Below are 23,659 nucleotides of genomic sequence, written 5' to 3' on the forward strand. Positions count from 1 at the left end.
CACGCTGTGTCACCCAGCGTCGTATTGTCTAAACATCACGGCGTCGCCCGTGCGGCGACATCAACGCAACTGCAGGACCGAATCGAGCACCTGGGAGCCCACGTCGATGACGCGCGCATTGGCCTGGTAATACTGCTGGTAACGGACCAGGTTGGCGTATTCCTCGTCCAGGTTGACGCCCGATTCGGACTGCTGATACTCGCGCAGCTGCTCGGTCAGCCCCGACTGCGCATCCAGATTGACCTGGGTGATGTTGGTGGTGTTACCGACTTCATTGACCAGCGATGCGTAGGCATCGCTGATCGAAGAGGTTCCGCCGACCATCTTCTCGCTCTGCAGGTCGAGCAGATCCAGCGCATTCTCGTTGTTGCCGCTACCGCCCCCGCTGCTCGCCGCGGCGATTTCCGCCCCCTCGGTGATCGCCACCTCGAAACCCTGCGAGGCCGTACGCGTGGGCTGCAGCATGAAGGTGTCGCCTTCCTGGGCGGTACCGGAAATATTCAAGGTCATGCCGTCAAGATCGACATCACCACTACCATCCGGCGTCAGGGTCGTCGTGTCGCCATCCGAGAGACGCTCGGCTTGGTACTCGCCACCCGTGTAGGTGATTCGATAATCGCTCGAGGTCAGCTGATTCACGTCGCTGTACTCGGCGCTGATGGCACCGTCGCCGTCGTTCTGACTGTTGCTCATGACCCGCGGCGAACCGATCTCGAAAAAGGCCTCGCCGGCGTCGCCATTGAGGTCGACACCGTTCTCGTGCACGGCGTTGAACTCCGAGCCGAGTACTACCGTCATGCGGCCGAGCTGGTTCTGCACGCTGTCCAGCGTTTCGCTGCGAAACGACAGCAGACCGCCCAGTTCGCCGTTCTCGAAGGCACTGTCATCGATCTGGTTGACGTTGCCCGCCGCATCCCGATAGGCGATCACGGTGCGCGACGGATCCTCGTTGGACTCCACCGCCTCGAGATCGTAGCTCTGGGTGCCCGAGACCAGCGGCTGGCCGTTTTCCAGATTGATGTTGTAGGTGTCGCCATCCTGGATATTCAGGTCCGCACCCACCAGCTCATTGAGGTCGGACACCAGCTTGTCGCGCTTGTCGAGCAGCGAGTTGGGTTCCTCGCCGGACTTGGCCCGCGCCTGGGTGATCTGATCGTTGAGCTTGGCGATCTGGGTGGCGGTGTTGTTGATATCCGTCACCGTGCTTTCGAGCTGGCCATTGAGGCTGCTGCGCATGTCGCCGAGATAGGAGTCGAAGGAACGGAACTGTGCCGCCATGGACGATGCCGAGCCCAGCACGCCCTGGCGGGCCGCCGGGTCGGATGCCGCACCGGTGAGATCGTCGAGGCTGGAGAAGAAGTCCTGCACCAGCGGTGCGAGCCCGGCGTCGCTGTCGGCGAGCAGATCGTCGATCTGCGAGACCTGGCTCTGATAACTCTCCAGCGCGCTTTTCTGGCTGTTGGCGTCGTTGTACTGCTCGGTGACGTAACTGTTGAACTGGCGCTGCACTTCGTCGACCGACACCCCCGTGCCCGTCGAGCCGTTGCTGTAGCTTTCTCCCAGGATCGTCAACTGACGGTTATACCCTTCGGTATACACGTTGCTCAGGTTGTTACTGGTCGTCGACAACGCTGATTGGGCCGCGCTCAGGCCACTCAGGCCGATCGAGAAAATGCTCATGGCACCTATTCCTGGCTAGGGGCGCCGGGCATTACCAGGGGCATGCTCGGCACGACAAATGATGACTATAAAATCTATCGGCAGCGTCACGCACGACTTGAGCGAAAAACGCCATGACGTCAAAAAATTCCCGTGGGCATCCGCGATATATCATAGGGATCCGACGAACCGTTGCGCGTCGGCGCGCCGCCTTGCGACTCGCTGACCTCGGCGGTGCTGGCCAGGGTCGGCCCGCTGGCAAGACGGTCGTCGATCTGCGCCATGACGGCGATCACCTTGTCGGCATAGTTCGGGTCGGTGGCATAGCCGCCGGATTGCAGAGCTCGGGCGGCGTTCTGCGGCGTCGAAGCCGTGACCACCCCGGCATAACGTGGATTGCCGCCGATCAACTCGGCGTAATCCTTGAACGCGGCTTCGAAGGAATCGTAGACACGGAACTCGTCGACCTGTTGGCGGGCACGACCGTCGACATATTCGGTGGTGGTGATGCTGGTGGCCTCGCCATCCCAGCCACCGGTCGCCTTGATACCGAAGAGGTTGTGGCTGTTGCCGCCATCGCGCGCGGGAATCTCACGCTCGCCCCAGCCGGTTTCCAGCGCCGCCTGGGCCAGGATCAACGATGCCGGCACACCGCTTTCGCGGGCGGCGGCTTCGGCGGGCTCATGCAGCCGCGACAGGAACGCCTCGACGTGCGGCGCCGCTCGTGCGTCCTCGATATCGGCACTCGACGGTGACATCTCGCGACTCGTCGCCACCTCCGACGGTGCGCTCGAGGACGAAGCGCCGGAAGCCGAGGTCACGGCGTCATCCCCGGGCCCTGAATCCTTGGAGGCGGCCTCGTGGGGCACGATCGGATCGCTCAAGACACGTGGCGTGCCGCGGGGAATCCCCGCGATCAGGTCGTTGCGCGTCACCTCCTCATCGCGCCCCACGAGGCCCCGCCCCTGAAGCTGCTCGACCAGCATGTCCGAGAGGCCGACATGCCCCGCCATCTTCTGCGCCCACTGCTTGTCGAGCATCGAGGTATAGGTATCGGTCTCGTTGCTGCTCAGCAGGTCCGACTGCGGTATGGCGTCGCGCATGCTCTTGAGCATCATCTGCAGAAAGATCGCCTCGAATTGGTCCGCCGCCTGGGACAAGCCCTTCTCCGGCGACTGGCTCGCCGTGTGCTTGAGGCGCGACAACGACTGCACATCGAGGGCGAACTGATTGCTGAGTCCATCGACGCTCATCAGATGATCTCCAGTTCCGCATTCAGGGCACCGGCCGATTTCAGCGCCTGCAGGATCGACATCAGATCCTGCGGCGATGCCCCCAGCGCGTTGAGCGCGTTGACGACATCCATGAGATCGGCACTGGTATTGACCATTTGCAGCGCACCGCCCTCCTGCTGGATGGAGATGTCCGCATCGGGCACCACCACGGTCTCGCCCTCGCCCAGCGGGTTGGGCTGGCTGACCTGCGGGTTGGAGTCGATGGTCACCGAGAGATTGCCGTGCGCCACCGCCGCGCGGTCCAGCGTCACCTCACGGTTGAGCACCACCGAGCCGGTGCGCGAATTGACGATGACCTTGGCCGGGCCCTGGTTGGGTGTGACATCCAGATTCTGGATGCGCGCCATGAAGTTGACCCGCGAGTTGCTGTCGCTAGGGGCGTTGAGACGAATCAGACGTCCGTCCATGGCAGCCGCCACGGGAGAACCGAAGTCCCGGTTGATGGCCTCGACCACGCGCTGCGCCGTGGTGAAGTCGGACTCGTTAAGGTAAAGGTCCAGGGTACCGTCGGCCCGCCCGAGCTGCAGGGCCACTTCCTGCTCGACGGTAGCCCCGCCCGGAATGCGGCCGGCGGCGGTGTGGTTGACCTGTACGCTGCTGCCGGCCTGCTGGGCACCGACCCCGCCGATCAACAGGTTGCCCTGGGCCATCGCATAGACGTTGCCATCCACCCCGCGCAACGGCGTCATCAGCAGGGTACCGCCACGCAGACTGTCGGCGTTGCCCATCGAGGAAACGGTGACATCCATTTCCTGCCCCTGGCGGGCAAAAGGCGGCAGTTGCGCCGTCACCATGACCGCGGCCACGTTGCGCAACTGCATGTTGGTGCCTTCGGGAATGCTCACGCCCAACTGCGAGAGCATGTTGATCAACGTCTGGCCCGTAAACGGCGTCTGCGTGGTCTGGTCGCCCGTGCCGTCCAGCCCCACCACCAGGCCATAGCCGACCAGCTGGTTCTCGCGAACTCCCGCGAAGCTCGCCAGATCACGGATCCGTTCGGCCTGCGCGGGAGCGGCACACAGGCCACACAACAACAGCACGCCCATCCAGCGCAGCAAACTTCTCATGACGTATCCCATCCTCATCAGAAAGGCGCAATGTTCAGCCAGAGACGCTGGAGCCAACCCATGTGCTGCGCCTCGTTGATATAGCCATCACCCACGTATTCGATGCGCGCATCGGCCACCTGCCCGGAAGGCACGGTGTTCTGCGTCGTCACCGAACGCGGATCGACCACGCCCGAGAAGCGGATGTACTCGGTGCCCTGGTTGATGGCGATGCGTTTTTCCCCGCGGATGCTGAGATTGCCATTGGGCAGGATGTCGACCACGGTTGCCGTCAGCGTCCCCGTGAAGGTGTTGCTGGCGCTCGCGCCACCGCTGCCCTCGAAGTCGTTCTCGCCCGAGACATCCAGACCGTTATCCTCGAGGAAGCTCATCAGGTCGGGGATCGTCTCCAGATCCAGCCCCATGCTGCCCTCGCGATTGGCGCTGGCCGAGGAATCCTTGCTGGCGCTGACATCCTCGTTGATCGTGATCGTGATGATGTCGCCGATCTGGCGCGGACGCCGGTCCTGAAAGAGCGGCTGATACCCGTAGCGCGCCTGATAGATCGCCCCGTTGGGCTGCGGCAGCGGTGCCTCGGGATAGCTCACCGGCCCGGTATCGGGGACCACCGACTCATGCGGCAACTGCGCGCACCCGCTCATGATCAACATCAGGAGCAGGCATAGCGCGCGTACCCCGCTTTTCACATCCATTCCCGTCACGACGCCACTCCTCACAGCTGCGTCAGGCGCGACAGCATCTGGTCGGAGGTCTCCACCGCCTTGCTGTTGATCTCGTAGGCACGCTGGGTCTCGATCATGCTGACCATTTCCTCCACCACATTGACGTTGGAGGTTTCCACGTAGCCCTGGTACAGGCGCCCCGCCCCTTCCATGCCGGGGATCAGGTCGTTGCGCGGGCCGGAAGCATCGGTTTCCTGGTAGAGGTTCTCGCCCATGCTCTGCAGGCCGGCGGGATTGATGAACTTGGACAGCGTCAGCTGACCGACTTCCTGCGCCGCCGTGTCACCGGGCTGGGTCACGGATACCACGCCATCCTGGGAAATCGAGACCGACAGCGCGTTCTCGGGAATCACGATGGGCGGATCGAGCGGATAGCCGCCCGCGGTGACCATCTGGCCGTTTTCATCGATCTGGAAGCTGCCGTCCCGGGTGTACGCCGAGGTGCCGTCGGGCATCTGCACCGCGAAGAACCCTTGACCGTTGATGGCCAGGTCCTTGGAGTTGTCGGTGTTCTGCAGGCCGCCCTGGGTGTGCAGCCGCTCGGTGGCGACCGGACGCACACCAGTGCCCACCTGCAGGCCGGAAGGCAGCGTATCCACCGCCGAAGCCTGGGCACCGGGCTGGCGCACGTTCTGGTAAAGCAGATCCTCGAACACCGGCCGCGAACGCTTGAAACCGTTGGTCGAGACGTTGGAGAGGTTGTTGGAAATGACGTCGAGCTTGACCTGTTGAGATTCAAGCCCCGTCTTGGCCGTCCACAGCGATCTAATCATGACTCTTACCTTTGTGCGGGCACCGCGCGGGCGATGCCGAGAATTCGATGGCGCGTGACGCGTCGAACGTCGCTACGCGTGAACCGCCGTTACGCCTGAACGGAGAGCAAGCTGTTGGCGCGCTGCGCGTTCTGGTCGGCGCTCTCGATCACCTTCATCTGCATGTCGTAGCGGCGTGCACCGTCGATCATCGCGACCATGGCATCCGTGGCGCTGACGTTGCTGCCTTCCAGCACGCCGGACTGCAGGCGCGCGTCCTCGTCCAGGGGCTGCGGCGCCGCGATTTCGGCATCATCGCCCGGCGGCAGGCGGAACCAGCCGTCATCGCCGCGAGTCAGGGCCTGCAAATCCGGCGTGACCAGCTTCAGCCGTCCGACCGGCGCGATTTCATCGGGATTGGCACCCGCCTCGAGCACGCTGATCGAGCCGTCGGCGCCAATCGAGAACTCCGCGTCCGGCGGCACCACGATCGGCCCTTGCTCGCCCATCACCGGCTCGCCCTTGACGGTCAACATGCCGTCCGCATCGACCTGCAGGTCACCGCGACGGGTATAGGCCTCGCCGCCTTGCGGATCCTGAATGGCAAGAAACGCATCGCCCTGCATGGCGACATCCAGGCGCCGCCCGGTGGCGTTCATGTAACCCGGCGAGAAATCCGTGCCCGACGTAGTGGCCGCGACGGATGTGCGTGTCGCCAGACGGCCGTCGCCCTGCACCGGCACCGCGCGCATGGCATCCAACTCGGCACGGAAGCCCGGCGTCGACACGTTGGAAAGATTGTGATTGACCACCGACTGCTGCTGCATCGCCTGGCTGGCGCCGCTGCCGGCGGTATAAATGATCCGATCCATGCTGATCGTCCTGCTCGACTCACAACGAATGAAGCCGGCCGAAGCGGCCGGCCGGCTTAGGCGTTAACGCAAGTTGGTGACCGTTTCCAGAATGTCGGACTGAGTCTGGATGGCGTTGTTGTTGGCCTGGAAATTGCGCTGCGCGATGATCATGTCGACCAGTTCCTGGGTCAGGTCCACGTTGGAGGCCTCCAGCGTGCCCGATTCCAGGCTGCCCAGCTGACCGGTACCTGCCTGTCCCAGCAGGGCCGCGCCGGATTCCTGGGTCGCCGCCCACAGGTTGTCGCCCTGAGGCTCCAGGCCTTCCGGGTTGCGGAAGTTGGCCATGCCGACGGTACCGACCGCTTCACTGTTGCCGTTGGAGTAATTGGCCAGGACTTCACCGTTCTCGGTGATTTCCACGCCCACGAAGGTACCGGAAGCATTACCGTCCTGAGCGAACTCCCTCAGCTCGAAAGCTTCGCCATACTGGGTAGTCCCTGCCAAATCGACCTCAATATTATCGAAGTCGGCTGACCCATTTCCCAAGTCGCCGAAGTTAAAGCTCAAGGCAGTATCAACGTCAGGAACACCACTTTCATTAAAGCTTATGGATTGCGCGGCACCACCATCAGCCATCTCACCATCGAGTGCAGCTCGAACCTCCCAGTCATTTTCACCCGTCTTCGTATAATAAAGACTCATGTCGTGTGCGACGCCCAGGGAGTCATAGACGGTACCGGCATTGGTTACGTAGCTATAGGTATCGCTTTGGTCTTGATTAAAATTATTGGGTGCAAGCGCCTCAGTCTCGGCATTCAGGTTGAATGCTGTCTCCACGCCAGTCGTCGCCTGAGCCCCCTGGCTGAACTGTGTGACCTGCAGCGGCTCGCCTTGCTGATCGGTCAAACGCGCACCCTGGGCATTCTCGAAGTAGCCGTCGGCGCTCATGCTGAGCTGGCCGTTGCGCGAGTAGGCCAGTTGTTCGTTCTGGGTGAACTGGAAGAAGCCGTCCCCGGCGATGGCCAGGTCGAGACCGCGGCCGGTGGTTTCCAGACTGCCGGTACCGAAATCCTGAAGCTTGCCCGCGACACGTGTGCCGAGGCCCTGGCTATTGGCGAAGATATCCGCGAACTGCACCGAGGAGCTCTTGAAGCCCACGGTCTGCGAGTTGGCGATATTGTTGCCGATGGTGTCCAGTTGAGAGGAGGCCGCGTTGACCCCGCTCAATGATTGTGAAAAACCCATTTTCCCTTCCCCGCGTTATAGTGGTATCGAATCGTGATCAAAGAATCTGGCGCACGTCTTCGAGCGCGACGCTATCGGAGGTGCCAAGGTCCAGGGTCGGCCCGTTGTCACCCGAGGTCACGCCCTGCACCAAGGCGTAGTTGAGCGGCGTGACGGACACCTCTTCGCCTCCGACCCTGGCCGTCATCTCGACGTTATAGGCGCCCTCGGCCACGGCATTGCCATCCAGCCCCGTGCCCGGCCAATCGAAGGACTGCACGCCAGACGGCACATTCTCCTCGACACTGCGATGGACGACCTCGCCGGAGCCATTGGTGATGGTGATCTCGAGTTCGTCGGCACCAGTTGCCAGCTCGGCGCCCAGCGGCGTGGCCACGACGCCACCGTCCTCGGTCTCGCCGACACGCACGGTGCTGCCCGGCACCATCACGCCCTGGCCGATCAACGAGGAGGCCTGCAAGGTCTTGCCGGCATCGATCTGTTCGTTGATATCACCCAGCGAGTCGTTGAGTTCCTGGATGCCGCTGACCGTATTGATCTGGGCCAGTTGCGCCGTCATGTCCGAGTTGTCCATCGGCTTCGTCGGATCCTGGTTCTGCAACTGGGTGATCAACAACGTCATGAAGCGGTTGTTGAGGTCCTCGGACGACTCCGCACCCGTGGTACGAGTCTCGTTCGAGGCATTGGCATTGGGCGTACTATTGATCGAGGCAAGCGTGTTACTGCCGATGACGGGGCTGGCCATGTCGCTCTCCGTTATCCTTGTCCGATGGAAAGTGTCTGTTGCATCAGTGACTTGCTGGTATTCATGACCTCGACGTTGGCCTGGTAGGAACGCGACGCCGCGATCATGTCGACCATTTCGTCGACCGGATCGACATTGGGCATGGCCACATAGCCGTCTTCATCCGCCAGCGGGTGCCCGGGGCGGTACTCCATGCGCGGTGGCGCATCGTCCTCGACCACCTCGGTGGCACGCACGCCGCCCAGCTCGCTGCCGCCCTGGGACTGCGCCTGAAACATCACGTGCTTGGCGCGATACGGCTCGCCATCGGGCCCGGCCACGCTGTCGGCGTTGGCCATGTTGCTGGCGGTGGCATTCATGCGCTGGGACTGCGCGCTCATCGCCGAGGAAGAAATATCGAAAATGCTGAACATGGACATATCAGTTCCTTAGCCTTCCGGCTGCATGGCACCTTTGATGCCTTGGATCTTGCGCGTCAGAATCGTGGTGTTGGCCTGATAGCGCAGCGCGTTGTCGGCAAACGCGGCGCGCTCGCGATCCATGTCAACGGTGTTGCCATCCAGGCTCGGCTGCTCGGGAACGCGATACAGGAGATCGTGGACACCGCCACCGCCCGGCGCCTGAGCCGGGATGTGCCGCGCGGATGTCGTGGCGAGCGACAGGCCGCCTTCCCGACCGCCGCCGGATTGCATGGCGCGATCCAGCTCCGCCGAGAAATCGAAATCGCGCGCCTTGTAATTCGGCGTATCGGCATTGGCGATATTGTTGGCCAGCACCTTCTGGCGCTCGTGGCGAAGGCCAAGCGCTTCCTGATGGTAATCCAGGTAGCCTGCAAGCTTGTCGATCATGCCCTGTGTCCCTGTCTCATCGCGTTCGTGTCGCGTGTCGTTCCCCTTCGCTAGACATGGGGAAATGTGCACGATGCAGAATAGCCGCGCCGCCGTCACGGCAAACGACTAAACAAGCCGATATTTGAGCGCCATTTCCGCCTTTGCTCGGTGTGCCGTCCCACTAGAATCAGGCCATCGACCATTCGCCTCGATTCTTGCTTCCGGTCAACGCAGGCGACTTCCCGTTCACTCAACTTCAGGCAGGGGCTCATGCAATGCAGCGCTTCCTCGGCAAGGCAGTTCGGGCACTTCCCTATGCGCGGCGCCTCAAAGGGCGCGCGCCCGGCTTGCCGATGAAGGTGAAACGCTTGCTGGTGACGGGCTTGCTGATGGCCATGGCGCCCTCCGCGGCGCTTGCCGTGCCGGACGACCCCATCGCCCAGGCCACCCAGCGCTTTCTGCTGAGCCAGGCCGCCTCGCTGGGCGACGACGTCAGCGTCGAGGTCAACAGCGACACCTCGCGACTGCCCGAATGCCAATCGCCGCAACCGTTCCTGCCTCGCGACGGTGTGCCGCAGGGGCGTGTCATGGTGGGTGTGCGCTGCAGCAACGACCAGCAGGTCCGCTATGTACAGGCACGCGTCTCGGCCAGCGTGCGCTTCCTGGTGGCGGCCACCGCCATCCAGCGCGGCCAGCGTCTCAGCGCCGACATGCTCGGCTGGGAACGCGCCGATGTCTCGCGCCGACCCCGCAACGCCCTCGACGACCCCAGCCAGGCCATCGGCAAGGTCGTCATGCAGCGCCTCGTCAAGGGCATGGCCTTGCGCGGCGACAGGCTGCGTCAGCCGTATCTGGTGCATCGCGGCGAGGCCGTGACGCTCATCGCCCGCGGCGACGGCTTCTCGGTGACCCGCGAGGGCGAGGCACTGAACAATGGCGGCAAGGGCGATGCGATACGCGCACGCATGCCCGATGGGCAGGTGATTCGTGGCGAGGTGGATGCGCAGGGAAGGCTCACGGTGCGTTATTGATCGCCAGTCTCGATCGTCATGCCTGACCGCCTCCCCAACACCCGCTATAATGCCGGCGGCACGGTCATGACCCGAGCCATGTAAAGGCAGGTTCAAGACCGAGTGTAAAAAGATAGGGTCAATGCCTACAGTTTTCGCGAGTGTGGCCGATACAGGGGTTAAGCCCGCGCTGCAAGAGAGTTCAATTTTGAAAATCTCCAATCTACATCCGCCAACGCAGACAACTCAGAGTGAGCAAGGGGACGCCGCCCAGCGCACACGCCGTGGCGATGACACCGCGCAAGCCAGTTCCCCGGCAAGCATCACCACGCTGAGTCAGAGCAACGAAGCCGATACCAGCCAGGATATCGATGTCGGCCGTGTCGCCGAGATTCGCCAGGCCATCAGCGATGGCCAGCTCGAACTCGACACCGGCAAGATCGCCGACGGCTTGATCGACAGCGTCCGCGACCTGCTGGGCGATACCGCCGAGCGCTGATGCCACGGCACGTCGGATAGACGACGCTGTTTGCCCTTGGGCCGCCCCACGGGCAAACCACCATGAGAACGGGACACCATTATGTCGCTCGCCGAAACGCTAGACCGCCAACTCGATGCCATGCAGCGCTTCGTGACCTTGCTGCGCGAGGAGCGTCAGTCATTGACGCAAGGCGAGATCGACGGCCCCGAACTGGAACGCCTCGCCGAAGCGAAATCTCAGGTTGCCGCCGAGCTGGAAACCCTCGATGCGCAGCGCCGCGACGTCATGCGCGAGCTCGGCCACGGTGAAAGCCGCCAGAGCGCCGAACGTGCCGCGACCGAAGCGCAGCGCCTGGATAGCTGGCATCAGCTGCGCACCATCGGCGAAGAGGCACGCCAGCTCAACCGCATCAACGGCCTGCTGGCCATGAACCGCATGGAACAGAATCAGCGCATGCTCAACTTCCTCAAGGAAGCCGCCGGCAGCACCCTGTACGAACCCGATGGCCGCTCGCGCCGCCAAGGGCTCAACCGGATCAGCTCACGCGTCTAGGCGTTATCGCATCCAGTCATTCTCGTACCTGCCGGTTTTCGCCCTCCCCGCACGCGACTCTCCGTCCGTGACCGATCCCTTGTCCGGCCTGCCCCATCCCCGCACGCGGGCCCGCCATAAGCACGTTCAGCATCAGGATCGACATTGCCGCATCGCGCATGAGAAATCGCCAAAACTGCACCATAATGATGGCATGCTCATCGTCTGAGGGACCCGACACCATGGACCTCGTCGCCGTTGCCTTGAGTCTGCTGCTGATCAGCCTCGCGCTCCCCGCCGACCCTGCCAAGCCCTCGCGCACGCGCACGCCACCACTCAATCGTCCCCGGCATGGCGCGCACTACCAGCGCCGCGCCCCCATGCCACCACCACGTTGCGTTCATCACCGCAACACGATCGATTACAAGGATTAACGCAGGTTATTGGCAGCATTTCAGCCTTAGTGTATGGCACCTCTGCGGGTAATATATGCCTTGAGGCTACGCTGCATCCCAAGTTTAGTCTCTGCGTACAAAGCAAACTTTGCCCCATCCATTTGGCTGGGGCTTTTTTCTTTCCTGGTGCTGGCCTAAACGTCCTGGGCAACGTTATCCAGCCGCTTCAGCAAGACGTCCCGCCTTTCCTCCGCCATGAAGGCGGCTTCGAGTGCATTGCGTGTCATCGCCAGGAAGTCGTTCCGCGTCCATCCGAAGGCTTCGTGACAGGCGACATGATTATCCAGCATGCCGCCGCCGAAGTAGGCGGGATCGTCGGAATTGAGGGTGACGTTCAAGCCAGCATCCCGCAGGGCCGGCAATGGATGCTCGGCAAGCGTGGGCGTCACCTTGAGCTTGACGTTGGATAACGGGCACACCGTCAGGGGAATCCGGCGCTCGCGCAGCGTCGCCACCAGATCGGCATCCTCGAGGCAGCGCACGCCGTGATCTATTCGGCACACATCGAGTGTCTCCAGCGCTTCGCGAATATAGGCCGCAGGGCCTTCTTCCCCTGCGTGCGCCACGCCGGGAATACCCATGGCCCGCGCCCGAGCGAACACCTCGGCGAACCGCCCCGGGGGATGGTCGCGTTCGGCGCTGTCCAGCCCCACCGCAGCGATCGAGGCGTGCCAGGGAGCGGCCTGCTCGAGCACCTCCATCGCCTCGGCGGGATCGCGATCGCGCAGAAAGCTCATGATCAACGCCGAGGAAATGCCATGCCGCGACTCGGCCTCCCGACACGCCGCCAGTAGCCCTTCGAAAGGCGCCTCGAGCGGCACGCCACGCACACGATGCGCCTGCGGATCGAAGGACAGCTCGACATGCGCCACGCCGTCTTCCCGGGCGCGGTCGAAATACGCCATCGCCAGGTCGAAGAAGTTCTCGCGGGTGTGCAGCACGCCCATCCCCTGGTAATACAAGGTCAGAAACGACGGCAGGTCATCGAAGTCGTACGCCGCACGCACCGCTTCCACCGACTCGTAAGGCAGCGTCACGCCATTGCGCTCGGCCAGGGCGAACATCAACGCCGGCTCCAGCGTGCCTTCGATGTGCAGGTGCAACTCCGCCTTGGGCAACTCGCGCAGCCAGGCTGTCATCTCCGTGTCGCGTGTCGTCATCGTGTCACTCGCCTCGTGTTGTCCGGTCGGTCAAGCATGCCTAAAGCGCGTTGCGAAGCCAATGGGGGGACTGGGCAATGAAATGGCCCCGCTGTCATGTCGCCTCCCAACGCCTGACCGCCACCATGGAGACGAACTTGCCCTCCTCGCTGAACGTCAGGCGGAACACGCCCCGCGCCCCGTCCGGGGTGACGATGCGGCGCAGCGCCACGGCGGGAAAGCTGACCCGGCGGCCGTCCACGCTGGTGGCGATCACGGTTTGCATGGCGCCTTCGTAGTGGTAACGGCAGGTCTCGAGGGACAGGTCAAGCATGATATCCAGCGAGGGCATGGCGGGCAGGCACTCCAAATGGGCAGGCAGGGAACGGCACGGCACATGTTGAGACACATGCAAAAGATGCGGCACGAGTATACCCAGCCACGTCGCATGAAAAAATTTGCAATTCACCCTAAAGCGAATTCTTCCCGCGCCGATAGATGAGGTAACGGCCAACGGCGCCGTTGTGGCAAGCCCCGGTGTCACCGATCGGCAAGCCAATGGAGCCCAACAGAGAGGAAAGTCAAAATGGCAGTTATCAATACGAACATCACGGCCATGATCGGCCAGCAGAACCTGAGCCAGTCACAGAGCGCTCTGTCCACTTCCATGGAACGCCTGTCTTCCGGTCTGCGCATCAACAGTGCCGCCGACGACGCCGCCGGTCAGGCCATCGCCAACCGCATGTCCAGCCAGATCACCGGTCTGAGCCAGGCGCAGCGTAACGCCAACGACGGCATCTCCGTTGCCCAGACCACCGAAGGCGCTCTGAACCAGGTCAACGACAACCTGCAGCGCGTGCGTGAACTGACCGTTCAGGCTCAAAACGGCACCAACAGCCAGGAAGACTTGGATTCCATCCAGGACGAGATCAACCAGCGTCTGGGTGAGATCGACCGTATCTCCGAAGAAACCAGCTTCAACGGCGTCGACGTTCTCGCTAGCGACCAAGAAATTTCCATCCAAGTCGGTTCTGAAGATGGCCAAACCATCACCATGAACCTTCAGGAAGTTAATGCGGAGACTCTTGGCCTCAGTAATTTTGACGTTTCTGATCGCGCAGAGTCAGTTTCTGCAGGTGGCTATGACTCCGGCTCAACAGTTGCAGCTGATGACGCAACATTTAGCTTCACTGACAGCACAGGTGCTGTCAGTGATTTCGACGGGTACTCCGTCGTAGAAAATGATAGCGGCACTTTCGTTCGTGATGACCAAGGCAACTACTATGATGCTACAATGTCAGTAGCTTCTGCTGATACAAGCTCAGTAGGGGTAACATTTGACTCGGATAGCGCCTTGACTGCTGATGAACTATCCACAAATGGTCTCTCTCCACTGGCTGACATTGATGCTGCAATTAGCAACGTTGATAGCCAACGCTCTGAGTTGGGTGCCATGCAGAACCGCTTCGACTCGGCCATCACCAACCTGAGCACCACCGAGACCAACCTCTCTTCTGCTCGCTCGCGCATCGAAGATGCCGACTACGCGGACGAAGTCTCCAACATGACCCGTAACCAGATTCTGCAGCAGGCAGGTACTTCCGTGCTGGCCCAGGCCAACCAGCTGCCGCAGAACGCGCTGTCTCTGCTGGGCTAATCGCTCTCCAGCCAGCCACGGCAGTAATGAAGCGGGCCCATTCGGGCCCGCTTTTTTAGCGAAATAACAGTCATCTGCTGCAAAAGGCGCAAAAGCTCCCTTCCCAAGAGCCTTTTCCTCTCTTTGATATTGTGGCATCGCTTTATAGTGATGGTATCGACCACCGTCATGATGCGACCTTTATGTCCAAGAAACGCCACTCATCAAGCACTAACAAGCTCACGCTGCCGCAAGCACGCAAGCAGGTTCAGCGTCACCCCACGGATCCTGATGCCTGGCTTACGCTAGGTAAGTTGCAAGCTGGCCAAAAAGAATTTTATGACGCCAAGGCCTCATTGGAAAAAGCACGAGAGCTGCGTCCTAACCATCATGAACAGGAAGAATGGTTGGGCTATGTCGCACACAAACAGCATCGTCTCCAGGATGCCCTCCAGCATCTCCAGGATGCCTTGGAGCTGGCGCCCAATTCAGCATTTGGCTTGGCAACCCTCTCTTACCTTTATCTCGACATGGGAAAGCCATACAAATCCATTGAATACGCTAAAAAAGCTTGGCAATTTTCTCCGAAGAGCTTGCGTGTGCTCGACTCTCTTGCTAATAGTCTAAGTGCCTTATATCGTTACAATGAAGCTCTCGACATTTACGACCAACTCATCAAGCTAACACCAAGCAGCTACATACCTTGGAATAGTGCTGGCAACATGTATCGAGAGTTGGGGTTGCTGAACAAAGCATATCGCTGTTATCAAAAAGCTAGCGCGCTAGCGCCACACAATGCCATTCCCTATTCCAATCATCTGACTGCGTTGCACTACGATCCCCGTGCCAGTCGCACCGAGATTGCGGCCTTTGCCAAATCCTGGGAAAAGCGTTTCGCCCCCGAAAAGAGCGCACTCTCCCCCCGGCCTGCACGCGTAGATAAATCTTACCAGCGCCACTTGAAAGTCGGCTTGCTCTCGGATGGCCTTCGCAATCACCCCGTGGGCAAGATGATCGTCCGCTGCCTGGAAAACATACCACCGAACCAGATGACACTGGTGGCCTATAGCAGTAGTGAAATCGATGACGCGCTGACACGGCGCATCAAGAATCAAACTCATACATGGTACCCTATTCGACACCTGAACGATGACGACCTCGTACAGCAAATTCGTGATGACGAAATTGATGTTCTTATTGACCTATCAGGCCATAATGCCGGTACTCGAATGCGCGCGATTGCCATGCAGCCGGCACCATTGCTCGTCAAATGGGTCGGCGGGTTGATCAATACCACGGGTGTGCAGGCCATCGATTACTTGATCAGCGATCATGTCGAGACGCCTGGAGGCGAAGACGAGTACTATACCGAGAAACTCATCCGCCTGCCGGACGACTATATCGTCTTCGATCCGCCTGCAAAGTTGCCTGCATTGCGCGAACTGCCGGCCAAGCGAAACGGCTATATCACACTAGCGTGCTTCAACAACCCCACCAAGCTCAATGATGTCACGCTCAAGCAGTGGGCAGGCATCATGCACGAGCTGCCTGATTCCCGCTTGATGCTCAAGGGACGCCCCTACACCAGTGAGAGTTTCTGCGAACGCCTATATGCCACACTTGAAGCTGCGGGCATTGCTCGCGAGCGTTTGATCATCGAGGGGCCGGGCAGCAATTACGAGATGCTGGACGCCTACAACCGAGCGGATATCGCCCTCGATCCCTGGCCCTACTCGGGTGGTTTGACGACCTGCGAGGCCTTCATCATGGGGGTCCCCGTGGTGACTCTCCCCGGCCCGACCTTTGCCGGCCGCCATAGCGCGACACACCTGGTACACGCCGGCATGCCGGAACTGGTAGTCAACAGTTGGGACGAATATCGTGCACGCGTGATCGAGCTTGCCAGCGATCTGGAAAGCCTGGGCACCATTCGGCAGCATCTGCGTGACGTGTTGTTGCAATCTCCCGTGTGTGACGGCCCACGCTTCGCCAAACACTTCACCGATGCCATGCGCGCCATCTGGCAACGTTACTGCGACGACAAGGCGCCCGCCTCGCTTACCTTCAACAAGGAAGGCGAAGCTCGGTTCGAGGACGAGGATGTCCCGGTGGAAATCCATTACGCCGAGGCCCCCGAGGATGACTCGACGTTTCAATGGCAATTCGACGGCAAGCTCATCGCCGTGGACAACGGCGGGCAACTGCTTGAAAGCGACGTCGTTCGCCAACTGCTGCAAAAGGAAGCGCTCGAGCTGATCGCCTTCGATCCCAGCAGCCAAGCTCCGGACACCTCGCTCAAGCAGCACAAGGGCGTTCATTACTACCCCAATGCGACGCTGGGAGACGGCCAGCCAGGCCAGTTGCATGCCTGTCTCGACCCCAAGTTGAGCGCGAGCCTGGCACCGCTAGACGACGAGTATCAGCCTGAGGCCATCCGCAAAGGCAGCCAGGTGCTCACCCGGCTGCCGCTCAATACCATCGCGCTGGATAGCATCCAGGGCCTACCCGCCATCGACTGGCTGGTATTGGATGGCCTGAATGACGCCTCTGCGATTCTCGACAATGGCACCCAAGCGCTGAAAGACACCCTGCTGCTTCAGGTTAAGGTCGCGTTTCAGCCCACCCACGAACGGCAACCCAACCTGGCGGAAATTCAGCATTGGGCAAGTCGTAACGGCTTCCGCTTATATCGGCTGCATGAACCGCAGCACCGCAGCCACCTCCCCGAGGAGGTACCGGAGGCACAGCGCCAGGCTACAGAGCTGACAAGCGCAGACGCCCTGTTACTGCCCAGTTACGCTCGAATGGAAGCACTCTCCGATAATCAGCGCATGCGGCTCGCGTTTCTGCTGCATTCAATATATGGCATTAAAGACATTACATATAATCTACTGGAGAATTCAGAAGATCAGAAAAGCCTCTCCTACCTGCATGCGGAAGGACTAAAAAAAATTTTCCCGACAACAGAAGGAAAAAACGAAAAATATAGTGCAAACGAAAGCCAGATACTAGACAAAACTATTTTTGTTGTAGGGTGCGGACATAGCGGAACTACTCTGATGGCTTCTTTACTGGGAGCTCACCCTGAGGTCCACACAATACCAAGAGAGACTTACTGGTTCTTGAACAACCCAAACCTAAATAACGAATATTACCAAGAAAAGCGCAAATCTCGAAGGGAAGGAAAAAGCATTGTCTGCGAAAAGACGCCAAGGCATATCTACAAAATAAAAGAAATAAAAGAAAAATTCCCAAATGCTCAAATAATTGCCATGACTCGTGACAGCAAAGATGTTGTATCATCTTTGAAAAAACGCTCTGGGAATTTCGAGCACAGCGTACAGCGTTGGATAAGCGACAACAAAGCACTTCTGGAATTCAAGAACGAAAGTTGGATAAAGCTAGTAAAATATGAGAACCTTGTCACGAGGAAGGAATCAGTTGTACATGAAATACTATCTTTCCTAGACTTGACTTACACGGAAGAAGTATTTGATTTCCACAAAAAAAACTACAAATGGTTTGGTATAGAAGATGCCAAAAAAACGGATGGCCGGGGCGAGGAAAACCATATCTCGCTACGTTCATGGCAGATGACACAGCCTATTCATGACAACCGTGGCGTGTGGAAGAAAGGGCTAAGTAAAAAAGAAGTTGCTATAGTAGATGCCAAATGCAAAAATCTAGAGAAAACCCTAGATTTTACAAAAGAAAGCACCTCAGAGAAAGGGAAGATCAAGGTTTTTGGTGACTCCCACATACAATCGATACAAAATATTAATAAAAACAGCAATGAAGAGTCACTTCTAGTACATGTTATTCATGGCGCGACCATACTGGGACTGGGAAAAAGGAAGTCAACATTAGAAACAAGAAAAAAAATAACAAACTCCTTAAACCCTAATGACTTTGTCACCCTTGGGTTTGGCCAAGTAGACCTAGAATTAGGGTTCTACTATCGAAAGATAATAAAAAAAGAAAGAATTTCTCCTAATTACTTTTTCGACTTACTTATAGAGAACTATAAAAGATTCATAATTGAAATAAAAAACAACTGCGCAGGAGTTGTTATAAAGGGCGTCAACCTTCCAGTGCTGAAGGAACATGACGCGGCCGTCAGCTATGTATCCAGAATAATAACAGAAAATATAAGCTGCGACACCACAAAACACTCGCTATTAGCAGAGCTAAGATCGAAGTACGATTCTTATGAAAGTAGAGCAATTTTCGCACTGGAGTTAAACAAAAAAATAAAAGGTCTTGCAAAAGACACACAATGCGAATACTTCGACATAAATAGCTACATATCCAAAGAAAGCACAAATGAGGTTGACAACAAGTATATACCAGAAAATATTGACCATCATATCTTAGTTTCAGAAGACCTTCGCAGCTATACAGTCCAGCTCATCGAGGAAAAAGTAAGGCAATTAATAGCGAAGAAAAAATAATGACAAAAATATGGCATAATCACAAAATCCACCGTTCACACCGTGAGCGCCTTAATGGCCACAGGGCGTGCCTGCTCTGGTTCACGGGGCTGAGCGGTTCGGGCAAGTCCACTATTGCCGGCCTGGTGGAAGAAAAGCTGCACGCGATGGGCAAGCGCACCTATCTGCTTGATGATGACAAGGTGTGCCACGACTTGAGTTGAGACCTCGGGTTTTCCGACCGGGGCAGGATCGAGAACATTCGCTGCATTAGGGAGATGTCGTGGCTATTCGTCGATGCCGGCATGGTCACGCTGACAGCATTCATTTTCCTCTTTCGGGGCGACCGCGATGCGGAGCGGGAGCGCATGGCGGTCACTTCGTCCAGGTATTCATCCATACCTCGCTTATCACTCGTGAGCGGCACGATACCAAACGCTGTACCAACGGGCGCGTAGGGAGCTGCCCAAGGGCTGCACTGGGGTCGATTACCCTTGTGAGCCCCCGAAGCGCCCGAATTGCACATCGTAAATGGTGGTGTCTCGCCGCGAGAGGCTTCGGAACGGATCGCCACTACCTGCAAATTCAAGGCTACCTGCTCCCGCAGAAGCCACCGTCATACTAAAAGAGGTAAGCTCATCCGTCACCTGGCGCTGGAGTGCTAGCAGCGTCTTTCCTCAAGAAACGTGCCTCTTGCCACTACCAGTGAAATGTACTCATAATGAACAAGACGCATTAACATTAAAAGTCACGATAACGTCATCTTGCGAGGTGTTAGCAAGCCCATATCGTGCCCCGCCCTTCGTCAATGATACCTTCGTATGCCCGACAAAAGATAGCGATTGTTCTTCTCTAATCCCTTGCAAAACAAGCGACACGCACAGCACTAGTCATCTCACTCATATGTGATATAACGACTCTTGAGAGAGCAATCGTCTGGCGGTATCCACCGCCAGTGTATAGCCTACTCAAGACCCTCATGAGCCGTCGGTCAGCACACAGGGAGGGTGTTGACGCAGGCGCTTCCCTGAAGGTGGAAGTCATGATAGCTGCAAAAACATTAATAAAAATTAATTTTAATTAGGAATAAGAATTTTAGACAATCAAGACCCAATCATCAGTGAGAACGCCTCTCATCCCGGCAATACTCTCTGATGCAATATTTTAATAAATAGCAGGTGCTCCATGCTGACCAAGGGTAGTTCTGGAAACCATCTTGCCGGTGTGCTCCGATCACTGGTATCGAAAGAGCATACAGTGACTATCTTCTCAAAAAAGACAACACGCCCGCTCCAAGCCGACATTACTAATCTGGACTTGGAGACGGGCGCCTTCGACCTGATAGTCAATTATGAAAAACCCGAAATCGACTCCTATTTCTATCAAGGAAACTTATCGTTCGATATCGAGGTTCCACCGGCTTCCGATGAAGAGGCATCGGAAATCTATAATTTCGAAAAGATCAAGGCAAAGCCGCTAAAGAAAGAATCCGGCGTCTACGAAATAAAGTGTCAGATCACGGATGAGCTTTTCGCGCGAGAGTCTCGTGGCGCGGTACGTATCCCTTTCATCCTGGGGATGCGTGCCCAAGCCAACCTGGAAGTCTATACCAACGAGCTGCTCATCAAGGGACGTGTCCGCAACCTCTCCACGGGAGGCTGCATGGTCGATATCGCGTTGGAAGACAGCCTGCCGCTCTATGTCACACAACGACTACCTAGCGTCACTATCGAATTTCCGAATGGAGAATACTTCCATTCTCCAGGCGGCATACGCCACATGCGCCCGTTCGGCAACGAAGGACACGCAGCGGTGGGCATCGAATTCGTCGATGTGGAACACGACATGGAACACGCGTTGTATCGCCTGGTCTCCGAATCGGAACGTGAATCGGCGTACCGGGCCGGTATCGAGGGGCGCGGTGTCAGCCAGTCGCCGGTTTTCATTCCCCGCAAGAAGGAGAGCGATATCCTGAAACACGACGCTCACAAGTCGACCGAGTTTCCCCATGCTCCCCCCATGGTCAAGGGAGTGCGCTCGGTCGCGCGCCAGCTGCAGGCGGTGCTGATCTTCGTCAAGAACTGGAACGCGTTCCCGGAAGAAACGCTCTACGACTGCACCGATTCGCTCATTCACCTGGTCAAGCAGGACCGAAAGGCACTGCTGTACGCGCTGTCCTACTTGCAGGATCAACCGGAGTGGGTACGTCATGCGCTTCAGGTGTCCGCATACCTGGCGGACATGATGGTGCTGCGTGACCCTCACTCTCCTCAGTTGCGCGAAGCCGTGGCCGGCGCCCTGCTGCATACCATGGGGAAACCGCTACTCATGAGCGAGCAGTTGCCCTCGCTCAAGACCAACATGACGCCTCAGCAGAAGGAGATTCTCCGTAGGCACGTGGAGCAACTGCTCGAAAAAACCGATGCCTTGGGCTGGCAACCTAGTCCCGAATGCCGGGATATCATCGAAAATGCCAACGAACTGCTCGACGGCAGCGGCTATCCTGCCGGCAAGACGGCGCGCGAGCTGTCCGAGACCGCCAAGACGGTCAGTGTTATCAAGGCGATCAATAAATATACTCACGAACGCAACGGCGTATCGCCCCGTACGCCGCTGGATGCCTACCGTTGGGTACATGAGCATGAGCACTTGTACGACCGCACGATCATCATCGATTACATTCAACAGTATGGATTGTACCCGATCGGAAGTCTGGCCAAGTTTTCGCGGGGCTTCTTAGCCTGGATCATGGATATCGACAACAAGGGGATGCCGACGCAAGTGCATGTCGTGAAGAACCTGTCATTCATTGACGCCAGTATCGATACAGTGCTCACTTCGGCCGACTTTTCCCAGATCGGCCGACTGGAGGGTGTCGTCAACCCCAACGACTATAACGTCAACCATAAGGCCTGAGGCGACAACGGTTATCGGCCATGGGCACTAAAGTTCTGTGATGCCTGGCCGATAGCGTTTGAGTCAGCAGCCACGCCATCATACGGACATCCACTCGCGGTGTACCGCACAAGCACACGATGCGCGGCTGCCGTCAACTCGCTGTGACGACGCTTGCCATTGGCAAGGCTTGGGCCAGCAGTCAAGCTGGCCCCTTTTCCACATGATTCAGCCAGCCAGCAGCGGGGCCTGTCTTTTACCGGCGTACGATGCTTCACCCTGTCTAGGTACGAGGGCCTGACGCACTGGTGATTCTCCTTCTTCGGTATGGCTCAACTTGAAGGAGTCGATCAGGGCCATGAGACGTTCCGCTTGATGGCTCATTTCATCGGCGGCGGCACTGCTTTGCTCAACCATCGCCGCATTCTGTTGCGTCATGGTATCCAGTTCGGTCACGGCCGTGTTGACCTGGCTGATGCCGCTGCTCTGTTCCTGGGAGCCGGTGCTGATTTCACCGATCAGTTGCGTAACTCGCTCGATGCTACCGGCAATGTCTTCCATCGTCTGGCCGGCTTTACGCACTTTCTCCGAACCTGACTCGGCATTGGCGACGGAGTTGTTGACCAGTTCGCGAATTTCACGTGAGGCATCGCTCGAGCGCCCGGCCAGCGTGCGGACCTCCTCGGCGACGACGGCGAAGCCCTTGCCATGCTCACCGGCTCGTGCCGCCTCGACGGACGCATTCAGCGCCAAGATGTTGGTCTGAAAGGCAATCGAATCGATCATGCCGATGATCTCGTTGATGCGTGATGCGGACTCGCCGATATCTTTCATGGTCGTTTCGACGTCTTGCATCGCAGTCTGACCGGCACGAGTCACCTCCACGCTGCGGCGTGATAGTTCATCGGCTTGTGTGGCCGTCTCGGCCGTGTGACGAACCGTCGCGGTAATTTCTTCCATCGACGACGAGGTTTCCTGCAGGTTGGATGCCGTCTGCTCGGTACGTGACGCAAGGTCCTGACTGCTCTTGGCGATTTCGTCCGAGGCCGAGTTGACACTAAGCGTACTTGAGCGAACCGCTTGCAACGTTCCATCTATCCGGTCGATGAAGCCATTGAAGCGTTCACTCAGCTCGCCGATTTCGTCACTACGGCGGGATTCAATACGCTGAGTCAGGTCACCGTCTTCCTCGGCAATATCGCGGATTCGCTCACTGACGTCCCGAATCGCTTTCGACATTCTACGTGGGCCGATCAACGCGAGCGCGATGGCAGCCATGAAGATGACCGCCGAAATAGCGATGACCCACGTCTGCTGGGTATTGATCCGGTCAAGCATCGATGCTTCGAGTTCGGTCACTTTTGCATTCACGGCCTGGCCAGCAAGATCGTAAATTTCGCGCAGCTCATTGAAGCGACGCGTGCTCTCTTCATCGAATAATGTTTGCGCTTTCTCTACTTCGCCACCTCGGTGCAACTCGACGATATCATCGGATACACCTACCCAGGTGTCGAAGCGTGCTTCGAATTCTTCGAGCTCCGTTACTACGTCCGGATATTTCGACATGAGTGCCGCGAATGACTGCATGCGATCATAAGCCTGCTCGGCGTTTTCCTGATAAGCTTTTGTGAATTGCTGACTTTCGTCGCTTTCTGGCTCTTCATCTAGAAGCTCCAGTACCGACATTTGCCCCTGATACAGGTCTCGATCCGCATTCAGGACATTGGAAATCGCCACATTGAATTCACCACTGAAGGCGGTCATCCGCTTCTTGACGAGATTGACCAATCGCTCGTCCACCACCACGATCGTCAACATCGACAATGCCACCGCAATAAAAGCGGCCGCATACTTGACGCTAATTTTATTCAGCTGTTTTTTATTTAGAATATTCGACATAACTCTCTCCCCGA

Annotated in this window: 20 protein-coding genes and 1 pseudogene; 8 read left to right on the top strand and 13 right to left on the bottom strand. The window is 58.3% G+C overall.

Annotation, left to right across the window (positions count from 1 at the left end):
• Positions 1-60: 60 nt before the first annotated feature.
• The 10 genes from flgK to flgB all read right to left on the bottom strand — a co-directional run bounded on the left by flgK (position 61) and on the right by flgB (position 9,187).
• On the bottom strand, positions 61-1,680 hold the full coding sequence (gene flgK, locus CSAL_RS10000) for a flagellar hook-associated protein FlgK (protein ID WP_011507267.1): 1,620 nt from the start codon (positions 1,678-1,680) through the stop codon (positions 61-63).
• Positions 1,681-1,799: 119 nt separating this feature from the next.
• Positions 1,800-2,912 (bottom strand): flagellar assembly peptidoglycan hydrolase FlgJ, encoded by a 1,113-nt coding sequence (flgJ, locus tag CSAL_RS10005; RefSeq protein WP_011507268.1) that lies wholly within the window; start codon positions 2,910-2,912, stop codon positions 1,800-1,802.
• Complete coding sequence (locus tag CSAL_RS10010) at positions 2,912-4,021, bottom strand: flagellar basal body P-ring protein FlgI (protein ID WP_011507269.1); 1,110 nt, start codon at positions 4,019-4,021, stop codon at positions 2,912-2,914. Before CSAL_RS10010 ends, flgJ begins: the two co-directional genes overlap by 1 nt.
• A gap of 17 nt (positions 4,022-4,038) precedes the next feature.
• On the bottom strand, positions 4,039-4,713 hold the full coding sequence (locus CSAL_RS10015) for a flagellar basal body L-ring protein FlgH (protein WP_011507270.1): 675 nt from the start codon (positions 4,711-4,713) through the stop codon (positions 4,039-4,041).
• A 20-nt stretch (positions 4,714-4,733) separates the two neighbouring features.
• The gene (gene flgG / locus CSAL_RS10020) at positions 4,734-5,516 is read right to left on the bottom strand and encodes a flagellar basal-body rod protein FlgG (RefSeq protein WP_011507271.1); all 783 of its coding nucleotides are present in this window, start codon (positions 5,514-5,516) and stop codon (positions 4,734-4,736) included.
• A gap of 89 nt (positions 5,517-5,605) precedes the next feature.
• Complete coding sequence (locus tag CSAL_RS10025; protein ID WP_011507272.1) at positions 5,606-6,367, bottom strand: flagellar basal body rod protein FlgF; 762 nt, start codon at positions 6,365-6,367, stop codon at positions 5,606-5,608.
• Positions 6,368-6,430: 63 nt separating this feature from the next.
• Positions 6,431-7,594, bottom strand: coding sequence for a flagellar hook protein FlgE (locus CSAL_RS10030; protein ID WP_011507273.1), 1,164 nt, complete (start codon positions 7,592-7,594; stop codon positions 6,431-6,433).
• A 37-nt stretch (positions 7,595-7,631) separates the two neighbouring features.
• The gene (locus CSAL_RS10035; protein WP_011507274.1) at positions 7,632-8,339 is read right to left on the bottom strand and encodes a flagellar hook assembly protein FlgD; all 708 of its coding nucleotides are present in this window, start codon (positions 8,337-8,339) and stop codon (positions 7,632-7,634) included.
• An 11-nt stretch (positions 8,340-8,350) separates the two neighbouring features.
• The gene (flgC, locus tag CSAL_RS10040; RefSeq protein WP_011507275.1) at positions 8,351-8,758 is read right to left on the bottom strand and encodes a flagellar basal body rod protein FlgC; all 408 of its coding nucleotides are present in this window, start codon (positions 8,756-8,758) and stop codon (positions 8,351-8,353) included.
• A 9-nt stretch (positions 8,759-8,767) separates the two neighbouring features.
• The gene (gene flgB / locus CSAL_RS10045; RefSeq protein ID WP_011507276.1) at positions 8,768-9,187 is read right to left on the bottom strand and encodes a flagellar basal body rod protein FlgB; all 420 of its coding nucleotides are present in this window, start codon (positions 9,185-9,187) and stop codon (positions 8,768-8,770) included.
• 257 nt (positions 9,188-9,444) lie between these two features.
• On the opposite strand from flgB, the gene flgA reads away from it, so the two are divergent.
• From flgA to CSAL_RS10070, 4 genes are all read left to right on the top strand, one after another.
• Positions 9,445-10,200, top strand: coding sequence for a flagellar basal body P-ring formation chaperone FlgA (gene flgA, locus CSAL_RS10050; protein ID WP_011507277.1), 756 nt, complete (start codon positions 9,445-9,447; stop codon positions 10,198-10,200).
• A 187-nt stretch (positions 10,201-10,387) separates the two neighbouring features.
• A complete protein-coding gene (flgM, locus tag CSAL_RS10055; protein WP_035409833.1) occupies positions 10,388-10,678 on the top strand; it encodes a flagellar biosynthesis anti-sigma factor FlgM in 291 nt (96 codons plus the stop codon).
• A gap of 81 nt (positions 10,679-10,759) precedes the next feature.
• Complete coding sequence (locus CSAL_RS10060) at positions 10,760-11,212, top strand: flagella synthesis protein FlgN (protein WP_011507279.1); 453 nt, start codon at positions 10,760-10,762, stop codon at positions 11,210-11,212.
• A gap of 221 nt (positions 11,213-11,433) precedes the next feature.
• A complete protein-coding gene (locus tag CSAL_RS10070) occupies positions 11,434-11,625 on the top strand; it encodes a hypothetical protein (protein ID WP_043558349.1) in 192 nt (63 codons plus the stop codon).
• 155 nt (positions 11,626-11,780) lie between these two features.
• Here the strand turns inward: CSAL_RS10070 and CSAL_RS10075 are convergent, their stop codons facing one another.
• Both CSAL_RS10075 and CSAL_RS10080 read right to left on the bottom strand, forming a co-directional pair.
• Positions 11,781-12,806: an adenosine deaminase gene (locus CSAL_RS10075; RefSeq protein WP_011507281.1), complete on the bottom strand. Its 1,026-nt coding sequence runs from the start codon at positions 12,804-12,806 to the stop codon at positions 11,781-11,783.
• A gap of 94 nt (positions 12,807-12,900) precedes the next feature.
• A complete protein-coding gene (locus tag CSAL_RS10080; RefSeq protein ID WP_011507282.1) occupies positions 12,901-13,137 on the bottom strand; it encodes a DUF2835 family protein in 237 nt (78 codons plus the stop codon).
• A 234-nt stretch (positions 13,138-13,371) separates the two neighbouring features.
• Here CSAL_RS10080 and CSAL_RS10085 point away from each other — a divergent pair, with 234 nt between their 5' ends.
• The 4 genes and pseudogenes from CSAL_RS10085 (at position 13,372) to CSAL_RS10100 (ending at position 21,767) form a co-directional block, all read left to right on the top strand.
• Positions 13,372-14,442 carry a FliC/FljB family flagellin gene (locus CSAL_RS10085; RefSeq protein WP_011507283.1) on the top strand — a complete coding sequence of 357 codons (1,071 nt, stop codon included), beginning with the start codon at positions 13,372-13,374 and terminating at the stop codon, positions 14,440-14,442.
• A gap of 182 nt (positions 14,443-14,624) precedes the next feature.
• The gene (locus tag CSAL_RS16960) at positions 14,625-18,872 is read left to right on the top strand and encodes an O-linked N-acetylglucosamine transferase family protein (protein WP_011507284.1); all 4,248 of its coding nucleotides are present in this window, start codon (positions 14,625-14,627) and stop codon (positions 18,870-18,872) included.
• Positions 18,872-19,309 (top strand): annotated as a pseudogene (locus CSAL_RS17730) (adenylyl-sulfate kinase). Before CSAL_RS16960 ends, CSAL_RS17730 begins: the two are co-directional and overlap by 1 nt.
• A 727-nt stretch (positions 19,310-20,036) precedes the next feature.
• Entirely contained in the window at positions 20,037-21,767 is a 1,731-nt protein-coding gene (locus tag CSAL_RS10100) for an HD domain-containing phosphohydrolase (protein ID WP_011507285.1), read from the top strand.
• 207 nt (positions 21,768-21,974) lie between these two features.
• Here CSAL_RS10100 and CSAL_RS10105 read toward each other — a convergent pair whose 3' ends face one another.
• On the bottom strand, positions 21,975-23,645 hold the full coding sequence (locus tag CSAL_RS10105; RefSeq protein WP_011507286.1) for a methyl-accepting chemotaxis protein: 1,671 nt from the start codon (positions 23,643-23,645) through the stop codon (positions 21,975-21,977).
• Between the last annotated feature and the right edge of the window lie 14 nt (positions 23,646-23,659).

The sequence above is a fragment of the Chromohalobacter israelensis DSM 3043 genome, assembly GCF_000055785.1.
GTDB lineage: Bacteria > Pseudomonadota > Gammaproteobacteria > Pseudomonadales > Halomonadaceae > Chromohalobacter > Chromohalobacter israelensis.